The sequence below is a fragment of the Micromonospora sp. NPDC049301 genome (assembly GCF_040678715.1).
GTDB lineage: Bacteria > Actinomycetota > Actinomycetes > Mycobacteriales > Micromonosporaceae > Micromonospora.
Genome location: NZ_JBFAQO010000002.1, coordinates 202,866 through 224,620, shown reverse-complemented (window position 1 = coordinate 224,620; position 21,755 = coordinate 202,866). Strand labels below are relative to the sequence as shown.

Here is a 21,755-nt window from a genome sequence, read left to right as displayed (position 1 = left end):
CAGAGATCCCGCCCGGCCGGGCGGCCTACCATCGGTGGATGCCCCAGCAGACCATCGAGGTCCGGACGGCCTCCTTCGCCGACCTCAACGCCCACACCTTCCACGACCTGCTCAAGCTGCGCATCGACGTGTTCGTGGTGGAGCAGGAGTGCCCGTACCCGGAGCTGGACGGGCGGGACGTGGAACCGGGCACCCGGCACCTCTGGCTGAGCGACGGCGGGGCGCCGCTGGCGTACCTGCGGATCCTGGCCGATCCGGACGGCGCCGCACGGATCGGTCGGGTCGTAGTGGCACCCACCGCGCGCGGTGGCGGGCACGCCGGCCGGCTGATGACCGCGGCCCTGGAGGTGGTGGGCAACCGGCCCTGCGTGCTGGAGGCCCAGTCGCACCTGGTCCCGTTCTACACCCGGCACGGCTTCACGGTCAGCGGCCCGGAGTACGTCGAGGACGGCATCCCGCACACCCCGATGCGGCGCGAGGCCATTGACGATTGACGATCCGCCTGGCATCGTGCCGGGTAGAGCCATCGCGGGAGCCTGCGAGTAGGCACGGGAGCGGGCATCTCCCGGCAGTCCGGGTGTCGTCGTCCGACCTCATCCCCCGGGGGCTCCATGTCCACTCTCGTCCGATCACCACGCGTGCTCTGGCTGCTCGCCATCGTGGCGGCCGCCACGCTCCTGGTCACCACCGCGCTGAGCACCGCGCTGGTCCAGCCCGCCTCGGCACACGGTTCGGTCGTCGACCCGGCCTCGCGCAACTACAGCTGCTGGCAACGCTGGGGCAGCGACTTCCAGAACCCTCGGATGGCCACCGAGGACCCGATGTGCTGGCAGGCCTGGCAGGCCGACCCGAACGCCATGTGGAACTGGAACGGCCTGTTCCGCGAGGGCGTGGCCGGCAACCACCAGGGCGCCATTCCCAACGGTCAACTGTGCAGCGGCGGGCGCACCCAGAGTGGTCGCTACAACGCCCTGGACACCGTCGGTGCCTGGAAGACCACCCCGGTGTCGAGCAACTTCCGGGTCCGCTTCTTCGACCAGGCCAGCCACGGCGCCGACTACATCCGGGTGTACGTGACCCGGCAGGGCTTCAACCCGCTCACCGAGCCGCTGGGCTGGGACGACCTGGTGCTGTCCGGCCAGATCGGCAACACCCCGGCGTCGCAGTGGAAGCAGGAGACCGGCGGCGTCTCCATCGAGATCCCGGTGAACGCGCCGGGTCGCACGGGTCGGCACATCGTCTACACCATCTGGCAGGCCAGCCACCTGGACCAGTCTTACTACCTGTGCAGCGACGTCGACTTCTCCGGTGGAACGGGCACCCCGCCGCCCACCACCCCGCCGCCGACGACGCCCCCGCCCACCACGCCACCCCCGACCACTCCGCCGCCGACGACGCCGCCGGCCGGGGCCTGCACCGCCACGTACGCGGTCACCGGCCAGTGGGCCGGCGGCTTCCAGGCCGAGGTGCGGGTGACCGCGGGCGGCTCGCCCACCCGGGGCTGGTCGGTGAGCTGGAACTACACCGGCGGCCAGCAGGTCAGCTCGGCGTGGAACGCCACCGTCACCAGCAACGGCACGCTCGTCACCGCGCGCAACGTCGGCCACAACGGCAGCCTCGCCGCCGGAGCGAGCACTACGTTCGGCTTCCTCGGGACGTGGAACGGCACCAACCCGCTTCCGCTGGTCTCCTGCACGACGACCAGTTGATCCCCGTCCGGCGCCGCACCCGGGCGGGGGTGCGGCGCCGGCCGGCGGGGAAATGCGGTGGTCCGCCCCGCCGGCCACCGGCATCATTCCGACATGATCGAGATGACCGTGCTCACCCCGGACAACTGGCCCACGTGGCGCGAGCTGCGGCTCGCCGCCCTCACCGAGGCGCCGGAGGCTTTCGGCTCCCGGCTGGCCGACTGGCAGGGCGACGGCGACCGCGAGCAGCGCTGGCGTGACCGGCTGAGCATCCCCGACTCGCACAACCTGGTGGCCACGCTGGACGGGCGGCCGGTCGGGATGGTCAGCGGCGTACCCACGCCGGACCCGCTCGTCGCGGAGCTGATCTCGATGTGGGTGCGCCCCGAGGCGCGCGGCCGCAAGGTCGGCCACCTGCTGGTGGACGCGGTGGCGCACTGGGCGCGCGAGCGCGGCGCGGACCGGCTGCGCCTCAGCGTCATGCCGGACAACGCGGCGGCGAAGGCCCTCTACCGGCGCGCCGGCTTCACCCGCACCGACGACCTCGGCGACCTCCTGCCCGACGGCGTACGCCGCGAACAGGTCATGCTCCGGCCGCTCTGACCCGCGCCCGCGAGGATCACACCAGGCAGTTGACGATCTCGGCGACCGAACGGCGGCGACCGGTGTAGAAGGGGACCTCCTCGCGGACGTGCCGACGGGCGCCGGACGCCCGCAGGTCACGCATCAGGTCGACGATCCGGTGCAGCTCGTCGGCCTCGAAGGCGAGCATCCACTCGTAGTCGCCCAAGGCGAACGAGGCCACGGTGTTGGCCCGCACGTCCGGGTAGCCCCGGGCCAGCCGGCCGTGCTCGGCCAGCATCTCGCGCCGCTCGGCGTCGGGCAGCAGGTACCACTCGTAGGAGCGGACGAACGGGTAGACGCAGATGTAGGGGCGGGCCTCCTCACCGGCCAGGAACGCCGGGATGTGGCTCTTGTTGAACTCCGCCGGCCGGTGCAGCGCCATCTGCGACCAGACGGGGGTCATCGCCCGCCCCAGCGTGGTGCGGCGGAACCGCAGGTACGCGTCCTGGAGCGCGTCGCTGGACGCGGAGTGCCACCAGATCATCAGGTCCGCGTCGGCGCGCAGCCCGGAGACGTCGTACACGCCCCGGATCACCACGTCCTTGCCGGCCAGCTCCTCGAAGAGGGACTCGACCTCACCGGTGACGTTGTCCCGCAGCGACGGCAGCGGGGCGCTGGCCCGGAACACCGACCACATGGTGTAGCGGATGCTGGCGTTCAGCTCCCGCAACCGGGCCGCGTTGGTCTGCTCGGTCATCTCGCCGATCCTCCCAGTGCTGTGATGATCTCGTCGGCCGCCGTCTCGCCGGAACGGACGCAGACCGGGATGCCGACGCCGTCGTAGCCGGCGCCGGCCAGGGCCAGGGTGGGGTGCACGGCCCGCAACGCCGCCCGGGCGGCGGCGACCCGGTCGGCGTGCCCGGGGGTGTACTGGGGCAGCGCGCCACCCCATCGCTGCACGTGCCCGTCGACCGGCGCGGGCAGCGGTGCGCCGAGCACCGCCGACATCTCCCGGTGCACGGTGGCCGCCAGGTCCGCGTCCGGGCGCTGGAGGTGCGCCTCCTCGCCGTACCGGCCCACCGAGGCCCGGACCAGCGCCAGCCCGTCCGGCCGGCGCAGGTGCCCCCACTTCGTGGTGAAGAAGGTCGCCGCCTTGATCAGCAGACCCTCGGTGCTCGGCACCAGGAAGCCGGAGAGTTCGGGCAGCCGCGGCTGCGGCAGCACCATGGTGACCAGCGCGACGCTGGCGTAGTCCAGCTTCCCGACGCTCGCGGCGGCCGCCGGGGCCGGGTCGGCGAGCAGCCGGGCCGCCGGCCGGGCCGGCACCGCCAGCACCACGGCGTCCACGTCGACCAGGTCAGGAGCGCGGGTCGGGCCGACCGTGAGCCGCCAACCCGTGTCGGTCGGCGTCAGCTCGCGGACCGCCGCGTCCCGCCGTACCGTCGCGCCGCTGGCCGTCGCCGCCGCCTCGACCAGGGTGCTCAACCCGCCGACCAGGGTGCCGAAGACCGGTGCGCCGGGAGCACGCGGCGCGGCGGCCTGCGCCGCACGGACCGCGCCGGTCAGGGTGTGCTCCACCCGGGCCGCGCGGGCCAGCGCCGGCATGGTGGTGACCAGGGAGAGGTCGTCGGCGCGGCCGGCGTACACACCGCCCAGCATCGGGTCGACCAGCCGGTCGACCACCTCGTCGCCGAAGCGGGACCGGACCAGCGCGCCCACCGAGACGTCCGCGCCGGGCGCGACCAGCGGCCGGCCGCCGTCGGTGTCGGCGTCCACGGCCGGGCGGGCGACCGTGGTCACCCGGTCCAGATCCCCGGGTACGCCCACCAGCGTGCCGCCCGGGATGGGGCGCAGCCCCCCGTCGACCACCAGCGCGGCCTGCCCCACCGTGGGGTGCACGATCCGGTCGGCCAGCCCGAGCCGGCGTGCCAACGCCACCGCCGCGGACTCGGCCCCGGTCGGGTCGCGCATCAGGAACGACTCGGCGCCGAACTCCACCGGCTCGCCGGCCAGCTCGCCCGTGCGCAGCTTGCCGCCCAGCGCGCCGGACTGCTCGTACACCGTGATCTCGGTGCCGGCCGGGGCGCGGTCGCGCAACCGGACCGCGGCGGCCAGCCCGGCGATCCCGCCGCCGACCACCGCCACCCGCCAGGGCTGCCGCATCGCGTGTCAGCCCTGGTCGGCCCGGCGGCTGGACAGCTCGTGCACCAGCGCGACCACCCGGGTCAGCACGTCGGGGTCGGTCTCCGGCAGCACACCGTGGCCGAGGTTGAACACATGCCCGGGGGCCGCCCGGCCCTGGTCCAGGATCCGGCGCACCTCGGCCTCCACCACCGGCCAGGGCGCAAGCAGTACGCACGGGTCCAGGTTGCCCTGCACCGCCTTGTCCGGGCCGATCCGGCCGGTGGCCACGTCCAGCGGGGTACGCCAGTCGACGCCGACCACGTCCGCGCCGGCCTCGCCCATCGCGCCGAGCAGCTCGGCGGTGCCCACCCCGAAGTGGATCCGCGGGACGCCCGCGTCGACCAGCCCGCTCAGCACGGCAGTCGAGTGCGGCAGCACGTAGCGGCGGTAGTCGGCCTCGGAGAGCGCGCCGGCCCACGAGTCGAACAGCTGCACGGCAGAGACGCCGGCCTCGACCTGCACCCGGAGGAAGGCGAGCGTCACCTCGGCCAGCCGGCCGCAGAGCGCGTGCCACAGCTCCGGGTCGCCGTACATCAGCGCCTTGGTCTTCGCGTGGGTCCGCGACGGGCCCCCCTCGACCAGGTAGCTGGCCAGGGTGAACGGCGCGCCGGCGAACCCGATCAGCGGGGTGTCGCCCAGCTCGATCACGAGCTGCCGGACCGCCTCGTCCACGTACGAGACGTCGTCGCGGGTGATCGGGCGGATCCGCTCCACGTCGGCGGCCGTACGGACCGGCTCGGCCACCACCGGGCCGGTGCCCGGCACGATGTCCAGGTCGACCCCGGCGGCGGCGACCGGCACCACGATGTCGCTGAACAGGATGGCCGCGTCCACCTTGTGCCGGCGTACCGGCTGGAGGGTGATCTCGGTGACCAGCTCCGGACGACGGCAGGACTCCAGCATCGGCACGCTCGCCCGGATCTCCCGGTACTCCGGTAGGGAGCGGCCGGCCTGGCGCATGAACCAGACCGGGGTGTGCGGGCCGGGCCTGCGCCGGCAGGCACGGATGAAGGGCGAGTCGGCCGGCCCGCCGGGGCGCTGTTCTCCGTCTCGGGCGACAGTGCCCGTGGTGTCCGTGCTCATCGCCGCAATCGTGCCACGGCACCCACCCCCTCCCCGCCGGGGGTGAAAGGAAGAACACCTTCCTGCCGCCACCGGCCCTCGTCAACGCCGGTGCCGCGAGCCGGGCCGGATCGGACGCCGGGTACGCGAAGCCGAGCCGCGGTACGGAACCGCCGCCGGATCGGGTGTCGGCGCGCCGTCGAAGCCGGGGGGCCGACGGCGGCATAGGCTGCCGGCATGGCCCCCCCGATCGCGCTCCCGGAGACCTTCGCCCGCGCGGTCGCCGGGCTGCGGTCGGCGGCACCCCGGCCGGAGATCACGCTGGAGGAGGTCGGCGCCCCCCAGCGGCTGGCCCCGTACGCGTTCGCGCTCTCCGCGACGGTGCTGCGCGACGGCGACGAGGTGGCCACCGGCCGGCTGATCCTGCTGCACGATCCGGCCGGGCACGAGGCGTGGCAGGGCACCCTGCGGCTGGTCACCTACGTGACCGCCGAGCTGGAGGTCGACCTGGCCGCCGACCCACTGCTGCCCGGGGTCGGCTGGACGTGGCTGACCGACGCGCTGGACGCCCACGACGCCGGTCACCGGGCCATCGGGGGGACGGTCACGCAGACCATGTCGACCCGTTTCGGCGACCTGGCCGGCCCACCCACCGCCGGTGACATCGAGATCCGCGCCTCCTGGACACCGATCGACGATGACCTGGCCCCGCACCTGGTCGGCTGGTGCGCGCTGCTCGCCTTCACGGCGGGCCTGCCCCCGCCCGGGGTCACCGCCCTGTCCGACCGCCGCCCCGCCGGCGCCGCCTAGCTGCCCACCCCCGTCCAGGCCCGCCCTCGAGCGGGTCGATCATGGAGTTGTGGTGGGCGGGACGCCCCTCGGTGGCCCATGTGCGAGCACCACAACTCCATGATCGACAAGCCCGGGCGGGCGGTCAGGTCAGAGGTAGTTGTCCGCCTCGTCGCAGACCTTGTCCAGGCCCTTCATCGCCGCGTCGTACGCGCTCTTGTTGCCGGCCGCCGCCGCACCGAGCGCCGTGGTCAGCTTGTCCAGGCAGCTCGCGATGACCTTCTTCTGCCGGGCCTGCTCGTCGCGGTCGTTACGCGTCCCGGTCAGGTCCTGCTCGGTGTTGTCCAGCTTCTCCTGCATGGTCTGCAGGTCGGTCTTCAGCTTGGTGATCTCCGTGGTGTTGGCCGCGATGGTGTCGTCGCGCTGGCTGACCTGACCGGTGAGGCGCTTCTCGGTCCGGTTCAGCTCGTTGTTCTTGGTCACGAACAGCCCGGTCATCACCCCACTGACGACGAACAGCAGCGCGGCCACCAGGGCCAGCACCAGCACCGCCCGACCTCGGCCGGCCCCCGGTGCCCCGGTCGGGCCGTACGGCGGCGCCATCCCGGGCGGGGCGGACATCGGCTGCCCGTAGGCCGGGCCGGACACCGGCGGCGCGGACATCGGCTGGCCGTAGCTGGGGCCGGACACCGGCGGCGCGGACATCGGCTGGCCGTAGGCCGGGCCGGACACCGGGGGCGCGGAGACCTGCCCGGCGTACGGCGGGGCACTGGCCGGATAGCCGGGCGGAGCCTGCGGTACGCCGTACTGCGGCGGCACGGGCTGAGCGGCGCCGTACTGCGGGGCGGCCTGGCCGGGCGCGTACTGCTGCTGCGGCGCCGGCTGACCCGGGGCGTACTGCTGCGGCGCGGGCGGACCTGCCGGGTACTGCACCGTCGGCTCGGCGGCGGACGGGTGCGGCGCGGAGGGGTGCGGCACGGTCGGGTCGGAGCCGGACGGGCCGGCGGCGTACGACACGGTCTGGTCGGCGGCGGACGGCGGCTGACCCGGGCCGGCCGGCGGCCTCGGGGTGACCGGCGGGAAACCGTCCGGCCCGGTCGGTGGCTGGGACATCGCTATTCCTCCAGTTGAGCAGGCCCCGCGCCGGCAGGCGCGTGAGACCGGGTGCGGCGGCGAGATTCCCGGGTCCGGGGAACCCGAGCGGGACGGGAGACGGCCGGCGACGGCCGTGGGTGGCGTGCGCGGCACCGGCGGCGTCGCCGGCCCGCCGGTCAGCAGATCTTGAACCCGTCGCAGGCGACCTTGATCGGTACGGCCAGCCCGATGCCCTCGGCGTCGCGTGCCTTGGCGGTGGCGATGCCGACCACCTGCTTGCTGCCGTTGATCACCGGCCCGCCGGAGTTGCCCGGGTTGATCGGGGCGTCGAACTGGATGGCCGGCCCGGTGTCCCCCTGAGCGGCGCGCACCGCGCTCACGACACCGGTGGTGACGCTGTCCTCCAGGCCGAGCGGAGCGCCGACGACGACGATCTGCTGGCCGGACTTCACCGTGGCGGGCGCGGTGACCAGGCCGGTGAACTTGCCGCTCGTGCGCAGTTGCGCCACATCGTTGGTCTTGTCGACCTTGACGATGGTGGCCGGGAACCGCTGGTCGGTGCGCTCCAGGAAGACCTGGCGTCCGCCGCCGTCCCAGACCGCCTCGACCACGTGGAAGTTGGTGAACAGGTTCGTCCCGCCACCGGTGGCCGCCTTGCCGACCGCGAACGCCGTGCCGGTGAACTCCCCGGCCCGGACCCGGAACACGCTGGGCAGCACGGCGCTCGCCACCGCCTCCGGGTTGAACGCGGCGCCGGCCTGCTTCTCCAGCGCCTCGGCGCGCTTCTCCAGGCCGTCGAGGCGGGTGCCGTCGCCGTCCTGGGCCTGCGCCAGTCGCCGGTCGGTGTCGGCGAGCCGGTCGCCGAGCCGGTCGAGCTGGTACGCCTGCACTCCGGCCACGGCGGCCAGCACCAGAACGGCGAGGGTGGCGAGCACCGCCGGCCAGCGGCGGCGGGTGGGCCGGGCGGCCGGCAGCGGGGCGGCGGCCGGCCAGCCGGGCTGTCCGGGCACGGCGGGGTGACCCGCGGCCGCGACCGGCGGGGCGCTTGCCGGGTCGCCCGACGGTGGCAGGGCGCCCGGTGGCGGGTACCCGCCACCGGGGAAGGTCGGCCCGGCGGCTGGCGGGAAGCTCGGCCCCGGGACTCCCGCTCCGCTGGTGCCCGGGAAGCGCGGTCCCGCGGCCGGCGGGTAGCCGCCGGCGCCCACCGGTTGCGCGCCGGTGCCGTAGGGCGGGGTGGCCCCGTGGGGAGCCGGCGGGGCGTGGGGAGCCGGCGGGGTGCCACCCCACTGGCCGGTGTTGGGCGGGGCGGACCAGCCGGCGCGGGGGGCCGGGATGGCTTGCGACGGATCGGTGCCGCCGGTCGGCGTGGACCAGGCCGACGCGGCGGGGTGCGGCTCGATGCGCGGCGGCAACGGCCCTGGCCGGTCGGCGGCCGGCTCCGCCCTGCCCGCGTCGTCAGGCTCGGCGCCCGCCGGTCGTCCGTCCCCCGAACCGAAGCCAGCCGTCATGATCGTCTTGCCTTCCCGTGATCTCCCCGTTGGCCGCCATCAACCCGTTCGTCATCCCCCAACGGGGCGGCGGCTCGATGGACCGTACCTGCGCGAACGGGCTTTGTCTCCCCCGATGTCCGGCATCCGAAAGGACACCTTGCGGACACCTGACCGACACACGCCGGACCGGCTGCACCCACCGGATCACCAAGCGCACTAGGGTTGGCAGGTGACCGACGAACCACCCCTGCGCCGTCGGCCCACCGAAGAACTCCAGGGAAACGCACCCCAGCACCCGCCGTCGGCCCAGCCGCAGCCGGCGGGCGACGGGGTCGACCCGACCGACGGTGGGCCCGTTCCGCTGATCGCCCCACGTGACGGCACCCCCGAGCCGGTGGCCACTCCGGCCGAGCTCGCCGAGGTCGTGGCCCGTTTCGCCGCGGGCACCGGCCCGGTCGCCCTGGACGCCGAACGCGCCTCGGGCTACCGCTACAGCCAGCGCGCCTACCTGGTGCAGCTGCGTCGAGCCGGCGCCGGCACAGCGCTGATCGACCCGCTGCCGCTGCCCGACCTCAGCGCATTGGACGCCGTGATCGGCGAGGCCGAGTGGGTGCTCCACGCGGCCAGCCAGGATCTGCCCTGCCTGGCCGAGGTGGGGCTGCGCCCGCGCCGGCTGTTCGACACCGAACTGGCCGCTCGGCTGGCTGGATTCGAGCGGGTCGGCCTGGCCGCACTGACCGAGCAGCTGCTCGGGTTCACCCTGGAGAAGCACCACTCGGCGGCCGACTGGTCGAGCCGGCCACTGCCCGAGTCGTGGCTGACCTACGCCGCCCTCGACGTGGAGATGCTCACCGACCTGCGCGACGCGCTCGACGCGGAGCTGGCCCGGCAGGGCAAGTCGGCCTGGGCCGCCGAGGAGTTCGCCGCCCTGGTCCGTACCGGGGCACGTCCGCCCCGGGTCCGCGCGGAGCCCTGGCGTCGCACCTCCGGCATCCACCGGGTGCGCGGGGCGCGGGCCCAGGCCCGGGTCCGCTCGATGTGGTACGCCCGGGACCAGATCGCGGCCCGACGGGACGCCGCGCCCGGCCGGGTGCTGCCCGACTCGGCGATCATCGCCGCTGCCGAGTTGGACCCGAAGGACGAGAAGACCCTGCTGACGCTGCCCGGCTTCGGCGGCCGGTCGGTCCGCCGGCTGGCCCGCACCTGGCTGGCCGCGCTCGACGACGCCCGGCAGCTACCGGATGACGCGCTGCCGGTCACCCCGGCGGTGGAGGGCCCTCCCCCGCCGCACCGGTGGGCCGAGCGGGACCCGGTGGCGGCCGGTCGGCTGGCCCGCTGCCGGGAGGTGGTGATCCGCATCTCCAGCAAGCACAACCTGCCTCCGGAGAATCTGATCACCCCGGATTCGGTACGCCGGCTTGCCTGGACCCCGCCCGAGGAGCTCACCGAGGACGCCGTGGCGGAGACCCTGCGCGGCTTCAACGCGCGCGAGTGGCAGATCGCCCTCCTCACCCCCCACCTGACGCCCGCCCTGCACCCGGACCCGCCCGCCCCCACCCCCACCCTCCCCTGACCCACCCCACCAGGGTTGATCATGAAGTTGTTGCCCTCCGGATCGGCGAGTCGCGACAACAACTTCATGATCAACGGGGTGGAGGGCGCGGGACGGGGACGGGACGGGTGTGGGGTGGGCCACAGTGGGGGGCGGGGACGGGGTTGGTTACTGGCGAGTAGCATCCGGGGGAACGTGCCCGTGTCGGCGACCCTCATTCGGTCCGGAGTGCCGCCCGCCGGCACGAAGACCGAACGACGGTCGAAAAGGAGGCTCAAGTGCCCCGTGAAGTTCGGGATGTCGTCTTCGTCGACGGCGTCCGTACCCCGTTCGGCAAGGCGGGTGGCATGTACGCCAACACCCGCGCCGACGACCTGGTGATCCGCTGCATCCGTGAACTGCTGCGCCGCAACCCGCAGTTGCCGCCGGAGCGGGTCGAGGAGGTCGCCATCGCGGCCACCACCCAGATCGGCGACCAGGGCCTCACCATCGGGCGGACCGCCGCCCTGCTGGCCGGTCTGCCCAAGACCGTTCCCGGCTTCGCCATCGACCGCATGTGCGCCGGCGCGATGACCGCGGTGACCACCGTCGCCGGTGGCATCGCCATGGGCGCGTACGACATCGCCATCGCCGGTGGCGTCGAGCACATGGGCCGCCACCCGATGGGTGAGGGCGTCGACCCCAACCCGCGCATCATCGCGGAGAAGCTGGTCGACCCGTCCGCGCTGGTCATGGGCTCCACCGCGGAGAACCTGCACGACCTGGTCCCGCACATCACCAAGGCGCGCACCGACGCGTTCGCGCTCGCCTCGCAGCAGAAGACCGCCAAGGCGTACGCCAACGGCAAGCTCCAGGACGACCTGGTGCCGGTGGCCATCCGCGACGCCGAGGGCGGCTGGGGCCTGGCAACCGTGGACGAGGCGCCGCGGGACACCTCGCTGGAGAAGCTCGCCACCCTGAAGACCCCGTTCCGACCGCACGGCAAGGTCACCGCGGGCAACGCGGCCGGCCTGAACGACGGCGCCACGGCGAGCCTGCTCGCCGACGAGGCCACCGCCCGCGAGCTGGGCCTCCCGGTCGCCATGCGGCTGGTGTCGTTCGGCTTCGTCGGCGTGGAGCCGGAGGTGATGGGCGTCGGCCCCATCCCGTCGACGGAGAAGGCGCTGCGCATCGCCGGGCTCAGCATCGACGACATCGGCCTGTTCGAGCTGAACGAGGCCTTCGCCGTGCAGGTGCTCGCCTTCCTCGACCACTTCGGCATCGCCGACGACGACCCCCGGGTCAACCCGTGGGGCGGCGCGATCGCCATCGGCCACCCGCTGGCCTCCTCCGGCGTACGTCTGATGACCCAGCTGGCCCGTCAGTTCGCCGAGCACCCCGAGGTCCGCTACGGCCTCACCGCCATGTGCATCGGCATCGGCATGGGCGGCACGGTCATCTGGGAGAACCCGCACTGGGAGGGAGCCAAGTGAGCGCGCTCGCCGCACCGAACGAGGTCGTCACGAAGGCGCTGCTGCGTCAGGTCAACGTACCGGGGCTGGACCGACCGGCCGCCCTGATCACGCTGGACAACGGCTTCGACCACACCAAGCCGAACACCTTCGGCCCGGCCGGCCTGACCAGCCTGGACGAGGCGATCACCGCCGCGCTCGCCGCCGATCCGGCGTTCGTCGCGGTCACCGGCAAGCCGTACATCTTCTGCGTGGGCGCGGACATCGTCGGCCTGCCGCAGCTCGCCGACCGCGCGCAGGCGCTGGAGATCGGCCGGCTCGGTCACCGGGTCTTCGCCCGGCTCAAGGACAGCACCGTTCCCACGTTCGCGTTCGTCAACGGCGCGGCCATGGGCGGTGGCCTGGAGCTGGCGCTGCACTGCCACTACCGGACGCTCTCCGGCGGCGCCGCGGCGCTGGCCCTGCCCGAGGTCTCCCTCGGCCTGGTGCCCGGCTGGGGCGGCACCCAGCTGCTGCCGAACCTGATCGGCATCCCCGCCGCCACGCAGGTGATCATCCAGAACCCGCTGATGCAGAACAAGATGCTCAAGCCGAAGCAGGCCGCCGAGCTGGGCATCGCGGACGTGCTGCTGGAGCCGGCCGACTTCCTGGAGCGGTCCCTGGAGTGGGCGGCCGGCGTGGTGCGGGGCCAGGTCACCGTGACCCGGCCCGAGGTCGACAAGGACATGTGGGCGGGCGTGCTCTACTTCGCCCGGGAGACCCTCGACCAGCGGCTGCACGGCGCGGTTCCCGCCGCGTACAAGGCGCTCGACCTGCTGGAGACGGCGAAGGACGGCGACTTCGCCGCCGGCACCGCCGCCGAGGACGAGGCCCTCGCGGACCTGGTGTTCTCCGAGGAGCTGCGCAGCGGCCTGTACGCCTTCGACCTGGTGCAGCGGCGGGCCAAGCGCCCGGCCGGGGCGCCGGACAAGGGCCTGGCCCGCACGGTCACCAAGGTCGGCATCGTCGGCGCCGGCCTGATGGCCAGCCAGCTGGCGCTGCTGTTCGCCCGCCGCCTCCAGGTGCCGGTCGTGATGACCGACCTCGACCAGTCCCGGGTGGACAAGGGCGTCGGCTACGTGCACACCCAGATCGAGAAGGCCGTCACCAAGGGCCGGATGGACAAGGGCACCGCCGCCAAGCTGTACGGCCTGGTCAGCGGCACGGTCGACAAGAGCGCCTTCGCGGACGCCGACTTCGTCATCGAGGCGGTCTTCGAGGACCTGGGCGTCAAGAAGCAGGTCTGGGCGGAGCTGGAGAAGATCGTCTCCCCGGAGGCGGTGCTCGCCACGAACACCAGCTCGCTCTCCATCACGGAGATGGCCGCGGAGCTGGAGCACCCGGAGCGGGTGGTCGGCTTCCACTTCTTCAACCCGGTGGCGGTGCTGCCGCTGCTGGAGATCGTCCGGGGCGAGCGGACCGACGATGCCACCCTCGCGACCGCGTTCGCGGTCGGCAAGCAGCTCAAGAAGTCGAGCGTGCTGGTCAAGGACGCCCCGGCGTTCGTGGTGAACCGGCTGCTCACCCGCTTCCTGGGCACGGTCTTCGCGGCCGTCGACGCCGGCACCCCGCTGGACGTGGCGAACAGCGCGCTGGACCCGCTGGGCCTGCCGATGCGCCCGCTGGCCCTGCTCCAGCTGGTCGGGCCGGCCGTCGCGTACCACGTGGGCGGCACCCTGCACGCCGCGTACCCGGACCGGTTCGGCGTCAGCGAGAACCTCAAGCGGATCGCCGACTCGGGCCAGCCCATCGTGGTCGACGACAGGGTCAACGAGGACGTCGCCAAGCTGCTCGTGGTCGGTGACCAGCCGCTGACCGCCGAGCAGGTACGGCAGAACGCGCTCGACGCGCTCGCGCAGGAGATCCGGCTGATGCTGGACGAGGGTGTGGTCGCCGAGGCGCAGGACATCGACCTGTGCATGATCCTCGGTGCCGGCTGGCCGTTCCACCTGGGCGGCGTGACGCCGTACCTGGACCGGACCGGCACCAGCGAGCGCGTCACCGGCCAGCGGTTCCTGCCGCGCGGGGCGGCGAGCCTGCCCGCCTGACCGTTCCCGGTATCACCGTCGCGGTGGTCGGACCGTCCCTCGTGGACGGGCCGGCCACCGCGAACGTTTCTGGTCCCGCCGACAGCGCCGCGGTCCGTCACCGGGTTAGGATCATCCGCTTTGCCATCCCAACTTGGAGCTGACTGATGTCCCAGCCGCCGGCCACCCCCTACGGTCCGCCGCACGATTCCCCTCCCCCGCCGCCCCAGCAGGGCCAGCCGGCAGTGCCGCAGCAGCAGGGCTTCCCGCCCGCGCAGCCGGGTCAGCCGTACGGCGACCCGAGCCTGGCCGGCGGCCCGCCGCCGGCGAAGAAGTCGAAGGTCGGCAAGATCGTGCTGATCGTGCTGGCCGTGGTGCTGGTGCTCTGCCTCGGCGGCGCGGCGATCACCTGGTTCGCGGTGAAGGACGAGGTGGGCGACGTCGTCGACGCCACGAAGACCCGGGTGGTCGCACCGGCCACCCTCGCGGGCCGGCCGAAGATCGACGACCCGGAGTTGCAGAAGCTCTCCGACGATCTGGTCGCCGAGATGAAGTCCACGGTGCAGAACGAGACCAGCGCCGTCGGCGCCTTCTACGGCGACCCGGCGAAAGAGGACCTCGTCATGATCGCCGGTACGTCCGGCCTGATGGCGGACCCGAAGAAGGAGCTGGACACCGCGGTGACCGGGCTCTCCACGGAGCTCGGTGTGGCCACCATGGCGACCGTCGATCCCGGTCCGCTCGGCGGCGACGCCCGCTGCGGTGACGGCAAGACCGACGGTGTGCCCCTGGGCGTCTGCGTCTGGGCCGACAAGGGCAGCGTGGGCCTGGTGGTGATGTTCTTCAAGTCCGGCGCGGAGGCGCAGGCGGAGTTCGCCACGATCCGCGGGCAGGTCGAGCAGCGCTCCTGATCCGTCCGGATCGACCGGGGCCCCGGCCACCCGAGGGTGGCCGGGGCCCCGTGCCGTATGCCGGCGGTCAGGCCGGTTGGCCGTCCGTCGCGGCGGCCCGCGCCGCCGCTGCCCGCTCGGCGGCGCTGCGCAACACGCAGAACTCGTTGCCCTCCGGGTCGGCGAGCACCACCCAACCGGAGCCGTCGGGTCGGATCCGGTCGTCGACGTGCGTCGCGCCCATGCCGAGCAGCCGCTCGACCTCCTCGGCCCGGGTCCGGTCGGCGGGCTCCAGGTCCAGGTGCAGCCGGTTCTTCACCGTCTTGCCCTCGGGCACCGCGATGAAGAGCACCTCCGGGCCACCCGGCGGCAGGAGCATCGCCTCCGGGTCGCCGGGGAAGTCGTCGGGCTGCCGGGGGCAGTCGAAGACCTGCGACCAGAAGCCGGCCAGCGCGTACGTGTCGTGACAGTCGATGCTGATGTTGTGGATCGTGGAACTCACGGTTGGTCCTCCACAGTGGTGGCAGGGACACGTTCCCCGGCGCCGCGTACCACGCAGAACTCGTTCCCCTCCGGGTCGGCGAGCACCGCCCAGCCCGTCCCGTCGGCGTGCCGCCGGTCGGCGACCAGGGTGGCCCCGAGGCCGAGCACCCGCTCGATCTCCTCGTCCCTGCTCCGTTCGACGGGTTCCAGGCAGATGTGCAGCCGGTTCTTGGTCACCTTGTCCTCCGGCACCGCCTGGAAGAAGAGGTTCGGGGTGGCCGCGTCCGGTGGCAGCAGCGCCGCCTCCGGATCGCCCGGGGCGTCCTCCGGGTGCCGGGCGTACCCGAGCACCGCCGACCAGAAGCCGGCCAGGGCGTACGTGTCGTGACAGTCGATACTGATGTTGCGGATCCGTGGATACACGGGTGTTCCCTCCGTGCTGGGTGGGGACGCTCCGCCTCCGGGGGTCAGCCGAGAGAGACCCGGGGCGCGGAGCCGGTGTTGGTGGACATCAACGCACCCCCCTTCGATCTCCAGCTGACGGCATGATCATTACACCGGGTGAGCACCGCCCGCAACCCCGGCACGGAAGCGGTCAGCCACCCACGGCGGACACCGGGCCGGTCACCGCCGGGGCGTCCGCCGATGGCAGGGTGACCGTCACCTCCAGGCCCCCACCCGGCTGGGCGATCACCCGCACCGTGCCGCCGTGCGCGTCGCAGACCGCCCGGACGATGGACAGCCCCAGGCCGGAACCACGGGCCCCGGTGCGTTCCCGGCCGCCGCGCCGGAACGGCTCGAACAGCCCCGGCACGTCCGCCTGGTCCACCTCGAAACCGGTGTTGCCCACCACCAGCCAGGAGCGTTCGCGGTCGGTGCCGGTGCGTACCCAGAGCCGGCCGTGCAGGTGGTTGTAGCGGACGGCGTTCTCGATCAGGTTGCCGGCCAACCGGTCGAGCAGCCCCGGGTCGCCGACCACCGGCGCGGACTCCAGCGACGTCTGCACCCGCAGGCCGATCCGCTCCACCTCCCGGCGCATCGCCGACAGCGCGTTGGCGGTGCCGGTGGCCAGGTCACACTCGGTACGCCGGCCGAGTCGCCGCCCGGCCTGCGCCTCGCTGCGGGCCAGCACCAGCAGCGCGTCGACCAGGCTGTTGGCCCGCTCGGAGGCGTCCCGGACCACCGTCGCCATCCGGCGGTACTCGGCGGTGTCCGCGTCCTCGTCGCTGAGCGTCACGTCGATCTCGGTGCGCATCACCGCCAGCGGGGTCCGCAACTCGTGCGAGGCGTTGGCCACGAACCGCTTCTGCGCCTCGAACGCGGACGCGATCCGGTCCAGCATGGCGTCGAACGTCTTGGCCAGCTCGGCCACCTCGTCGTCGGCGCCCGAGTAGCCGATCCGCTGGTCCAGGGTCGCCTCGCCGAGCCGCTGCGCGGTCGCGGTGACCTGGTGCAGTGGCCGCAGCGCCCGGCCGGCCACCGCGTACGCCCCGGCCACCCCGACCACGCTGATCGCGAGCAGCGCGACCAGCCCCTTGGCCAGCAGCTCCCCGGAGGCGGCGTCGACCAACTGGCGCTGCCACCGGGCGGCGTCGAGCACCCGGCCGTCGGACAGCACCACGGTCGTGCCGGGCAGCAGCTCGTCGGTGGGGCGCAACGCGTCGCGGACCAGCAGCCAGGCCAGCAGCACCAGGATCGCTCCCGCGCCGATCAGCAGCACACCGTTGAGCACGGTCAGCCGCAACCGCAGGGTGGGCCGCAACCCTCCCCGCCCGGCCATCACGCCACCTCCGCGGTGCGGTAACCCGCGCCGACCACCGTCTCGATCAGCGGCGGGTCACCGAGCTTGCGGCGCAGCGTCATCACGGTGACCCGGACGATGGTGGTGAACGGGTCGGTGTTGGCGTCCCAGACCCGTTCCAGCAGCTCCTCGCTGGAGACCACCGCGCCGCGCGCCTTGAGCAGCTCGCTGAGCACCCCGAACTCCTTGTTGGTCAGGTCGACCGGCACGCCGGCCCGGGTGGCGACCCGGCGGGCCGGGTCGAGCACCAGGTCGGCCAGTTCGAGCACCGGTGGCGCGGCCGGGGTGGCCCGCCGGCCCAGCGCCTGCACCCGGGCGACCAGCTCGTCGAACGCGAACGGCTTGGGCAGGTAGTCGTCGGCGCCGAGCTGCAAACCCTCCACCCGGTCGGCCACCGTGCCGCTCGCCGTCAGCATCAGCACCCGGGTGAGCGCGCCGGAGGCGGCCAGGTCGGCGCAGATCTGGTCGCCGTGCACGCCGGGCAGGTCACGGTCCAGCACGACCACGTCGTACCGGGTCACGAACGCCGCCTCGTGGCCGGCGTCACCGTCGTAGGCCACGTCGACCGCCATCCCCCGCTTGCGCAACCCGCGCGCGATCGCGTCGGCGAGGTTGCGCTCGTCCTCCACCACCAGTACCCGCATCCCGGCCTCCTCGCTGCTGACCACCGACAACCTAGTGCCGGCCGGCAAACCATCGTCCCTCGCCGCCCGCACCGGCCGGCGTTGCGACCCCTCCCGGCGTACGCGATGCTTTCCCGCACCGAACGACGGACGGACGTGTCATGACCATCGCGGCACCAGCCACCCGGCGGGACATCGCCTACCGGGGTTTCCACCTGCCGGCGGACCGGACGGCCGGCACCGGTGACGGCCTGCGCGCCGACGAGCGAGGGCTGACCCCGGCCGGCGCGGACCCGGCGGTGGCCCGGGGCAGCTGGACGTCACCGCCGGTGCGGGTCGGTTTCCCGGTCGCCGAGGTGGTGCCGTCCTGGACGGCCGACACCCCCGAGGGCTGCTGGATCGAGGTCGAGCTGCGCGGCTGGCACGGGGACGCGCCCAGCACCGGCTGGTACCCGCTGGCCCGGTGGGCGGCCGACGACCGCGCGGTGCGGCGCACCTCGGTGCCCGGGCAGCGCGACGGCGACGCCCGGGTGGACACCGACACGCTGATCGTGACCGGGGCGGCGGTCACCGGCTGGCAGGCTCGCGTGACCCTGTGCCGGCCAGCCGGCAGCCCGGCCGGGCCCGTGCTGCGCAGCATCGGCGCGGTCGCCACCGGAGGCGGCGAGCACGTTCCCACCGACCCGGCCGACGAGACGGGGCACGGCGCCGCGCGCGGGACCGTGCTGGACGTGCCCCGCTACTCCCAGCGCGTGCACACCGGCCAGCACCCGCAGTGGGGTGGCGGCGGGGAATCCTGGTGCAGTCCCACCTGCGTCTCGATGGTGCTCGCCTACTGGGGCGCCGAGCCGGCGCCGGAGCGTTACGCCTGGGTGGACCCGCCCGGCCCGCGCCCGGTGGTGGTGCACGCCGCCCGGCACTGCTACGACCACGCGTACGCCGGGGCCGGCAACTGGCCGTTCAACACCGCGTACGCCGGCCTGCACGGGGTGGACGCGTTCGTCACCCGGCTGCGGTCGCTGGCCGAGGCGGAGGCGTTCCTCGCCGCCGGCATCCCGTTGATCGTCTCCGCCGCGTTCCGGGCCGGCGAGGTGCCGGGGCTGGCGTACGACACCAGAGGGCACCTGATGGTGCTGGTCGGCTTCACCGCCGACGGTGACCCGGTGCTCAACGACCCGTACGCGCCGGACGACGACGCGGTACGCCGTACCGTGCCCCGGCAGCGGTTCGAGGCGGCCTGGCAGCGGGGCAGCGGTGGGGTGGCGTACGTGCTGCGGCCGGCGTCGGTGCCGCTGCCCCCGCCGCCCGCCCAGGCCAACTGGTGATCAGGCCGGCAACCGCCACAGCCCGTAGGAGGCGTCGGTCCGCCGGCAGAGCAGCTGGCCGGCGGTGACGGCGTGGCACTCCCCGGACGCTTCCGGCAGCACGTCCAGCATCCGTGCCGTCCCCGCACGGACGTCCAGCTCGGCGACGAGCAGCCCGCCGTCGGGATGCCGGCGCAGCCCGATCATCGGACCCCCGAGACCGAACTGGGCCAGCTCCCACCGCCCCAGCTCGGCCAGCACCCGACCGGTCGGCGGGTCGAGCACGACCAGTTCCTCCGCGCCGGGGCCGGCACTGCTCACCTTGGTGGCGACCAGCCGGCCGGCGTACGGCCAGACCCATCCCCACCGGTCGCTGTGCCAGAGCGGCTGGCCGGTCGCCCGGTCGACCACGTGCACCCCGCCGGACCAGGTCTGGAGGCAGATGACGGGAGCGCAGTCCAGCGCGTACAGCGCCTCGCCGGCGGACGTGCGCCAGCGCTGGTCCAGCCGGTCCAGCCCGTACGCGGTGACCGTCGACGGCGCTCCGCCGACGGTGAGCAGCAGGTCGTCCACCACCTGTACGGTCGCGGACGCCCCGCGGCCGACCCGGTGCAGGTCGGTGCGGGCCAGCACCGTGCCGGTGGTCGCGTCCCGGACCTCGGTCGATCCGTTCGGGTGGCTGAAGACCAGCCGGTCCAACCCGTGCCCGGTGTCCCGGGAGTTGACCGCACCCGGAGTGATGGGCAGCTGCCAGCGCACGGTGCCGCAGCACGGGTCGACCGCGCGGAGGAGGCCCGCCTCGTCGCCGTCGCCGGACTGGAGCAGCAGGTTGCCGTCGGCCAGCCCGGTGGCGTTGCCCGGCTGCTGCCAGCGGTACGCCCCGGTCGCCCGGTCCAACGCGACGGTGAGCGCGCTTTCCCCGTCCGCGGTGGCCTGGTGCCCCGTGACCAGCAGGATCCCCCCGTGCTGGTAGATCCCCCAGAACCGGCCGCCCGCCGGCAGCGGCACCTGCCAGGCCGGCTCGCCGTCCGGTAGCCGGAAGGCGGTCAGCCGCAACTGTCCGCCCTGCGGGCCCGGCGGGTCGATGACGAGGAAGAGGTCGCCGGCGACCTGCGCCTCGGTGCCGAGCCGGCCCGGCAGCGTCACCACGGACCGTCGGGTGGGCAGCGCGGCGGAGGCGAGGGTGACCAGCGCGAGCAGCAGGACCAGCGCGCAGCGCAGCGGCCGGCCGTTGGCGCGGGGCGGGCGGGGCAGCGTGGAACGCTCCGGCTCGTGCCGCAGCTCGCCGAGGTCGATGACCGGGCCGGTCACCGCCGCAACCGCCACAGCGCGGTCGACCCGTCGAGGCGGCGGCAGAGCAGGACCGGCGGGGCCGCCTGACAGCCGCCGACCACGCCCGGCAGCACGTCCAGGATCCGTGGCCGGCCGGCGGCCAGGTCCAGCTCGGCGACGACCAGCCGGCCGCCGTCGCCGGGCCGCATCCCGATCAGCGGATCGTCGCGCCGCAGCACCGGCGCCAGGTCCCACCTGCCCAGATCGACCCGTGCCCGCCCGGTCGCCGCGTCCCGCACCGCGTAGCGCTGGTCGGGGCCGAGGACCAGCAGGCGGTCCTGCCGGACGTCGGCCAGCGTGTCCTGATCCGGGTCCGACCAGCGGACCAGGCCGGTGGCCGGGTCGAGTGTCTGCATCCCACCGGTCTGCTGCACCACGCAGAGCAGCCCCCCGCAGTCGAGCGCGTAGGCCACCAGCGGGACCTCGGCGGTCCACCGTGGACGCAACCCCGGCAGCTCGTAGGCGACCATCCGGGTGCTGCCGGGCGAGACGAGCAGCAGCAGGTCGCCGACGACCTCCGCCCGCTGGACCGCGGACCGGTCGCCGGGCAGCGTGTCGACGCCGCTCACCAGCCGACCGGAGCCGGCGTCGTGCACCTGCACCTCGCCGGTCGGCTGGACGAGCACGACCTGGTCCACCCCGGCCGCGCTCCCGTGGAAGCCGGGCTCGCCGGGCGGCGGAACGGGCACCGACCACGCGACCCGGCCGGTGTCGGGGGCCACTCGGCGCACCACGCCCGGGCCGTCCGACAGACTGCTCATCAGCAGCAGAGCGGCGTCGCTGGTCCAGAGGGGGACCCCCGGGAGCTGCCAGCGTTGCTCTCCCGTCGCGGCGTCGAACGCGGTGGTCTCGACAACCCCGGCGGCGGCGCTGACACCGACCAGCAGCACCAGCCCCCGCTCGACCCGGACGTCGAGGTAGGTGCCGACGCCAACCAGCGGCGCCTGCCACCGCCGCCGCACACCGCTGCCGGCCGTCGGCGACGGCTGGGCGTACGCGGTCAGGTACCGATCTCCGGTGGGTGTCGACGGGTCGACGACGAAGACGCCGCCCTCGGCGAGGTAGGCGGCCGCCCCCGACACCGCTGGCACCACCGTCACGATCCGCCACGGCCCGGGTGTCGCACCGGCCAGCACGACCAGGGCCAGCAGCAGCACCGCCGCGCAGCGCAGCGGGCGGCCGGCGGCGCGTGGCCGGCGGGCCGGCCGCACCGGCGTCGACTGCTCCCCGACCTCGCCCAGCTCGATGATCGACGACACAGACCGTCCTTCCGTCCCCCGCGTCCGGCTGGCCGGCGGCCCGCGCACGGCACACCAACCGTTGGGCGCACCGGCCCGGCAAAAGCGACGCATCCTCGCCTGTACGATGGCGCGTCGTGGCC

General features: G+C 74.1%; 20 protein-coding genes. 9 read left to right on the top strand and 11 right to left on the bottom strand.

Features of this window, described 5'->3' with window-relative positions; genetic code table 11:
• Positions 1-38: 38 nt before the first annotated feature.
• The 3 genes from AB0K07_RS07195 (at position 39) to AB0K07_RS07185 (ending at position 2,291) form a co-directional block, all read left to right on the top strand.
• On the top strand, positions 39-494 hold the full coding sequence (locus AB0K07_RS07195) for a GNAT family N-acetyltransferase (RefSeq protein ID WP_363751690.1): 456 nt from the start codon (positions 39-41) through the stop codon (positions 492-494).
• 117 nt (positions 495-611) lie between these two features.
• On the top strand, positions 612-1,709 hold the full coding sequence (locus AB0K07_RS07190) for a lytic polysaccharide monooxygenase (RefSeq protein WP_363751689.1): 1,098 nt from the start codon (positions 612-614) through the stop codon (positions 1,707-1,709).
• A gap of 93 nt (positions 1,710-1,802) precedes the next feature.
• On the top strand, positions 1,803-2,291 hold the full coding sequence (locus AB0K07_RS07185; protein WP_363751688.1) for a GNAT family N-acetyltransferase: 489 nt from the start codon (positions 1,803-1,805) through the stop codon (positions 2,289-2,291).
• 16 nt (positions 2,292-2,307) lie between these two features.
• On the opposite strand, the gene hemQ is transcribed toward AB0K07_RS07185, so the two are convergent.
• From hemQ to hemE, 3 genes are read right to left on the bottom strand one after another with little or no spacing between them, the layout of a single operon-like run.
• Positions 2,308-3,009: a hydrogen peroxide-dependent heme synthase gene (gene hemQ, locus AB0K07_RS07180; protein WP_363751687.1), complete on the bottom strand. Its 702-nt coding sequence runs from the start codon at positions 3,007-3,009 to the stop codon at positions 2,308-2,310.
• Positions 3,006-4,415 carry a protoporphyrinogen oxidase gene (gene hemG, locus AB0K07_RS07175; protein ID WP_363751686.1) on the bottom strand — a complete coding sequence of 470 codons (1,410 nt, stop codon included), beginning with the start codon at positions 4,413-4,415 and terminating at the stop codon, positions 3,006-3,008. Before hemG ends, hemQ begins: the two co-directional genes overlap by 4 nt.
• Before the next feature lie 6 nt (positions 4,416-4,421).
• Complete coding sequence (gene hemE, locus AB0K07_RS07170; protein ID WP_363751684.1) at positions 4,422-5,519, bottom strand: uroporphyrinogen decarboxylase; 1,098 nt, start codon at positions 5,517-5,519, stop codon at positions 4,422-4,424.
• Positions 5,520-5,735: 216 nt separating this feature from the next.
• Here hemE and AB0K07_RS07165 point away from each other — a divergent pair, with 216 nt between their 5' ends.
• The gene (locus tag AB0K07_RS07165; protein ID WP_363751683.1) at positions 5,736-6,308 is read left to right on the top strand and encodes a DUF3000 domain-containing protein; all 573 of its coding nucleotides are present in this window, start codon (positions 5,736-5,738) and stop codon (positions 6,306-6,308) included.
• Between the two features lie 129 nt (positions 6,309-6,437).
• Here AB0K07_RS07165 and AB0K07_RS07160 read toward each other — a convergent pair whose 3' ends face one another.
• Together AB0K07_RS07160 and AB0K07_RS07155 are read right to left on the bottom strand one after the other, a co-directional pair.
• Positions 6,438-7,400: a hypothetical protein gene (locus AB0K07_RS07160; protein ID WP_363751682.1), complete on the bottom strand. Its 963-nt coding sequence runs from the start codon at positions 7,398-7,400 to the stop codon at positions 6,438-6,440.
• Positions 7,401-7,558: 158 nt separating this feature from the next.
• Positions 7,559-8,890 (bottom strand): trypsin-like peptidase domain-containing protein, encoded by a 1,332-nt coding sequence (locus AB0K07_RS07155; protein ID WP_363751681.1) that lies wholly within the window; start codon positions 8,888-8,890, stop codon positions 7,559-7,561.
• 211 nt (positions 8,891-9,101) lie between these two features.
• On the opposite strand from AB0K07_RS07155, the gene AB0K07_RS07150 reads away from it, so the two are divergent.
• The 4 genes from AB0K07_RS07150 (at position 9,102) to AB0K07_RS07135 (ending at position 14,852) form a co-directional block, all read left to right on the top strand.
• Complete coding sequence (locus AB0K07_RS07150; protein WP_363751680.1) at positions 9,102-10,445, top strand: ribonuclease D; 1,344 nt, start codon at positions 9,102-9,104, stop codon at positions 10,443-10,445.
• Positions 10,446-10,702: 257 nt separating this feature from the next.
• The gene (locus AB0K07_RS07145) at positions 10,703-11,896 is read left to right on the top strand and encodes a thiolase family protein (protein ID WP_363751678.1); all 1,194 of its coding nucleotides are present in this window, start codon (positions 10,703-10,705) and stop codon (positions 11,894-11,896) included.
• Positions 11,893-13,962, top strand: a complete 2,070-nt coding sequence (locus tag AB0K07_RS07140; protein ID WP_363751677.1) for a 3-hydroxyacyl-CoA dehydrogenase NAD-binding domain-containing protein — start codon at positions 11,893-11,895, stop codon at positions 13,960-13,962. The genes AB0K07_RS07145 and AB0K07_RS07140 overlap by 4 nt, the downstream gene beginning before the upstream one ends.
• Before the next feature lie 146 nt (positions 13,963-14,108).
• On the top strand, positions 14,109-14,852 hold the full coding sequence (locus AB0K07_RS07135; RefSeq protein WP_363751676.1) for a hypothetical protein: 744 nt from the start codon (positions 14,109-14,111) through the stop codon (positions 14,850-14,852).
• Positions 14,853-14,919: 67 nt separating this feature from the next.
• On the opposite strand, the gene AB0K07_RS07130 is transcribed toward AB0K07_RS07135, so the two are convergent.
• The 4 genes from AB0K07_RS07130 to AB0K07_RS07115 form a co-directional block, all read right to left on the bottom strand.
• Positions 14,920-15,333, bottom strand: coding sequence for a VOC family protein (locus tag AB0K07_RS07130; RefSeq protein ID WP_363751675.1), 414 nt, complete (start codon positions 15,331-15,333; stop codon positions 14,920-14,922).
• Positions 15,330-15,737: a VOC family protein gene (locus AB0K07_RS07125; RefSeq protein WP_363751674.1), complete on the bottom strand. Its 408-nt coding sequence runs from the start codon at positions 15,735-15,737 to the stop codon at positions 15,330-15,332. The genes AB0K07_RS07130 and AB0K07_RS07125 overlap by 4 nt, the downstream gene beginning before the upstream one ends.
• Before the next feature lie 172 nt (positions 15,738-15,909).
• Positions 15,910-17,094, bottom strand: coding sequence for a HAMP domain-containing sensor histidine kinase (locus tag AB0K07_RS07120; protein ID WP_363751673.1), 1,185 nt, complete (start codon positions 17,092-17,094; stop codon positions 15,910-15,912).
• A complete protein-coding gene (locus AB0K07_RS07115; protein ID WP_363751672.1) occupies positions 17,094-17,759 on the bottom strand; it encodes a response regulator transcription factor in 666 nt (221 codons plus the stop codon). The genes AB0K07_RS07120 and AB0K07_RS07115 overlap by 1 nt, the downstream gene beginning before the upstream one ends.
• A gap of 140 nt (positions 17,760-17,899) precedes the next feature.
• Here AB0K07_RS07115 and AB0K07_RS07110 point away from each other — a divergent pair, with 140 nt between their 5' ends.
• Complete coding sequence (locus AB0K07_RS07110) at positions 17,900-19,063, top strand: peptidase C39 family protein (RefSeq protein WP_363751670.1); 1,164 nt, start codon at positions 17,900-17,902, stop codon at positions 19,061-19,063.
• Here the strand turns inward: AB0K07_RS07110 and AB0K07_RS07105 are convergent, their stop codons facing one another.
• Together AB0K07_RS07105 and AB0K07_RS07100 are read right to left on the bottom strand one after the other, a co-directional pair.
• Positions 19,064-20,353 (bottom strand): PQQ-binding-like beta-propeller repeat protein, encoded by a 1,290-nt coding sequence (locus tag AB0K07_RS07105; protein WP_363751669.1) that lies wholly within the window; start codon positions 20,351-20,353, stop codon positions 19,064-19,066.
• Positions 20,350-21,633 carry a PQQ-binding-like beta-propeller repeat protein gene (locus AB0K07_RS07100; protein ID WP_363751668.1) on the bottom strand — a complete coding sequence of 428 codons (1,284 nt, stop codon included), beginning with the start codon at positions 21,631-21,633 and terminating at the stop codon, positions 20,350-20,352. Before AB0K07_RS07100 ends, AB0K07_RS07105 begins: the two co-directional genes overlap by 4 nt.
• Positions 21,634-21,755 lie beyond the last annotated feature (122 nt).

Bases quoted from the DNA above. Each gene is read 5' to 3' on its own strand.
- AB0K07_RS07185 (WP_363751688.1), top strand. From the start codon at position 1,803: ATGATCGAGATGACCGTGCTCACCCCGGACAACTGGCCCACGTGGCGC.
- hemE (WP_363751684.1), bottom strand. From the start codon at position 5,519: ATGAGCACGGACACCACGGGCACTGTCGCCCGAGACGGAGAACAGCGC.
- AB0K07_RS07110 (WP_363751670.1), top strand. From the start codon at position 17,900: ATGACCATCGCGGCACCAGCCACCCGGCGGGACATCGCCTACCGGGGT.
- AB0K07_RS07160 (WP_363751682.1), bottom strand. From the start codon at position 7,400: ATGTCCCAGCCACCGACCGGGCCGGACGGTTTCCCGCCGGTCACCCCG.
- AB0K07_RS07195 (WP_363751690.1), top strand. From the start codon at position 39: ATGCCCCAGCAGACCATCGAGGTCCGGACGGCCTCCTTCGCCGACCTC.
- hemQ (WP_363751687.1), bottom strand. From the start codon at position 3,009: ATGACCGAGCAGACCAACGCGGCCCGGTTGCGGGAGCTGAACGCCAGC.
- AB0K07_RS07120 (WP_363751673.1), bottom strand. From the start codon at position 17,094: ATGGCCGGGCGGGGAGGGTTGCGGCCCACCCTGCGGTTGCGGCTGACC.
- AB0K07_RS07155 (WP_363751681.1), bottom strand. From the start codon at position 8,890: ATGACGGCTGGCTTCGGTTCGGGGGACGGACGACCGGCGGGCGCCGAG.
- AB0K07_RS07190 (WP_363751689.1), top strand. From the start codon at position 612: ATGTCCACTCTCGTCCGATCACCACGCGTGCTCTGGCTGCTCGCCATC.
- AB0K07_RS07115 (WP_363751672.1), bottom strand. From the start codon at position 17,759: ATGCGGGTACTGGTGGTGGAGGACGAGCGCAACCTCGCCGACGCGATC.
- hemG (WP_363751686.1), bottom strand. From the start codon at position 4,415: ATGCGGCAGCCCTGGCGGGTGGCGGTGGTCGGCGGCGGGATCGCCGGG.
- AB0K07_RS07165 (WP_363751683.1), top strand. From the start codon at position 5,736: ATGGCCCCCCCGATCGCGCTCCCGGAGACCTTCGCCCGCGCGGTCGCC.
- AB0K07_RS07135 (WP_363751676.1), top strand. From the start codon at position 14,109: ATGTCCCAGCCGCCGGCCACCCCCTACGGTCCGCCGCACGATTCCCCT.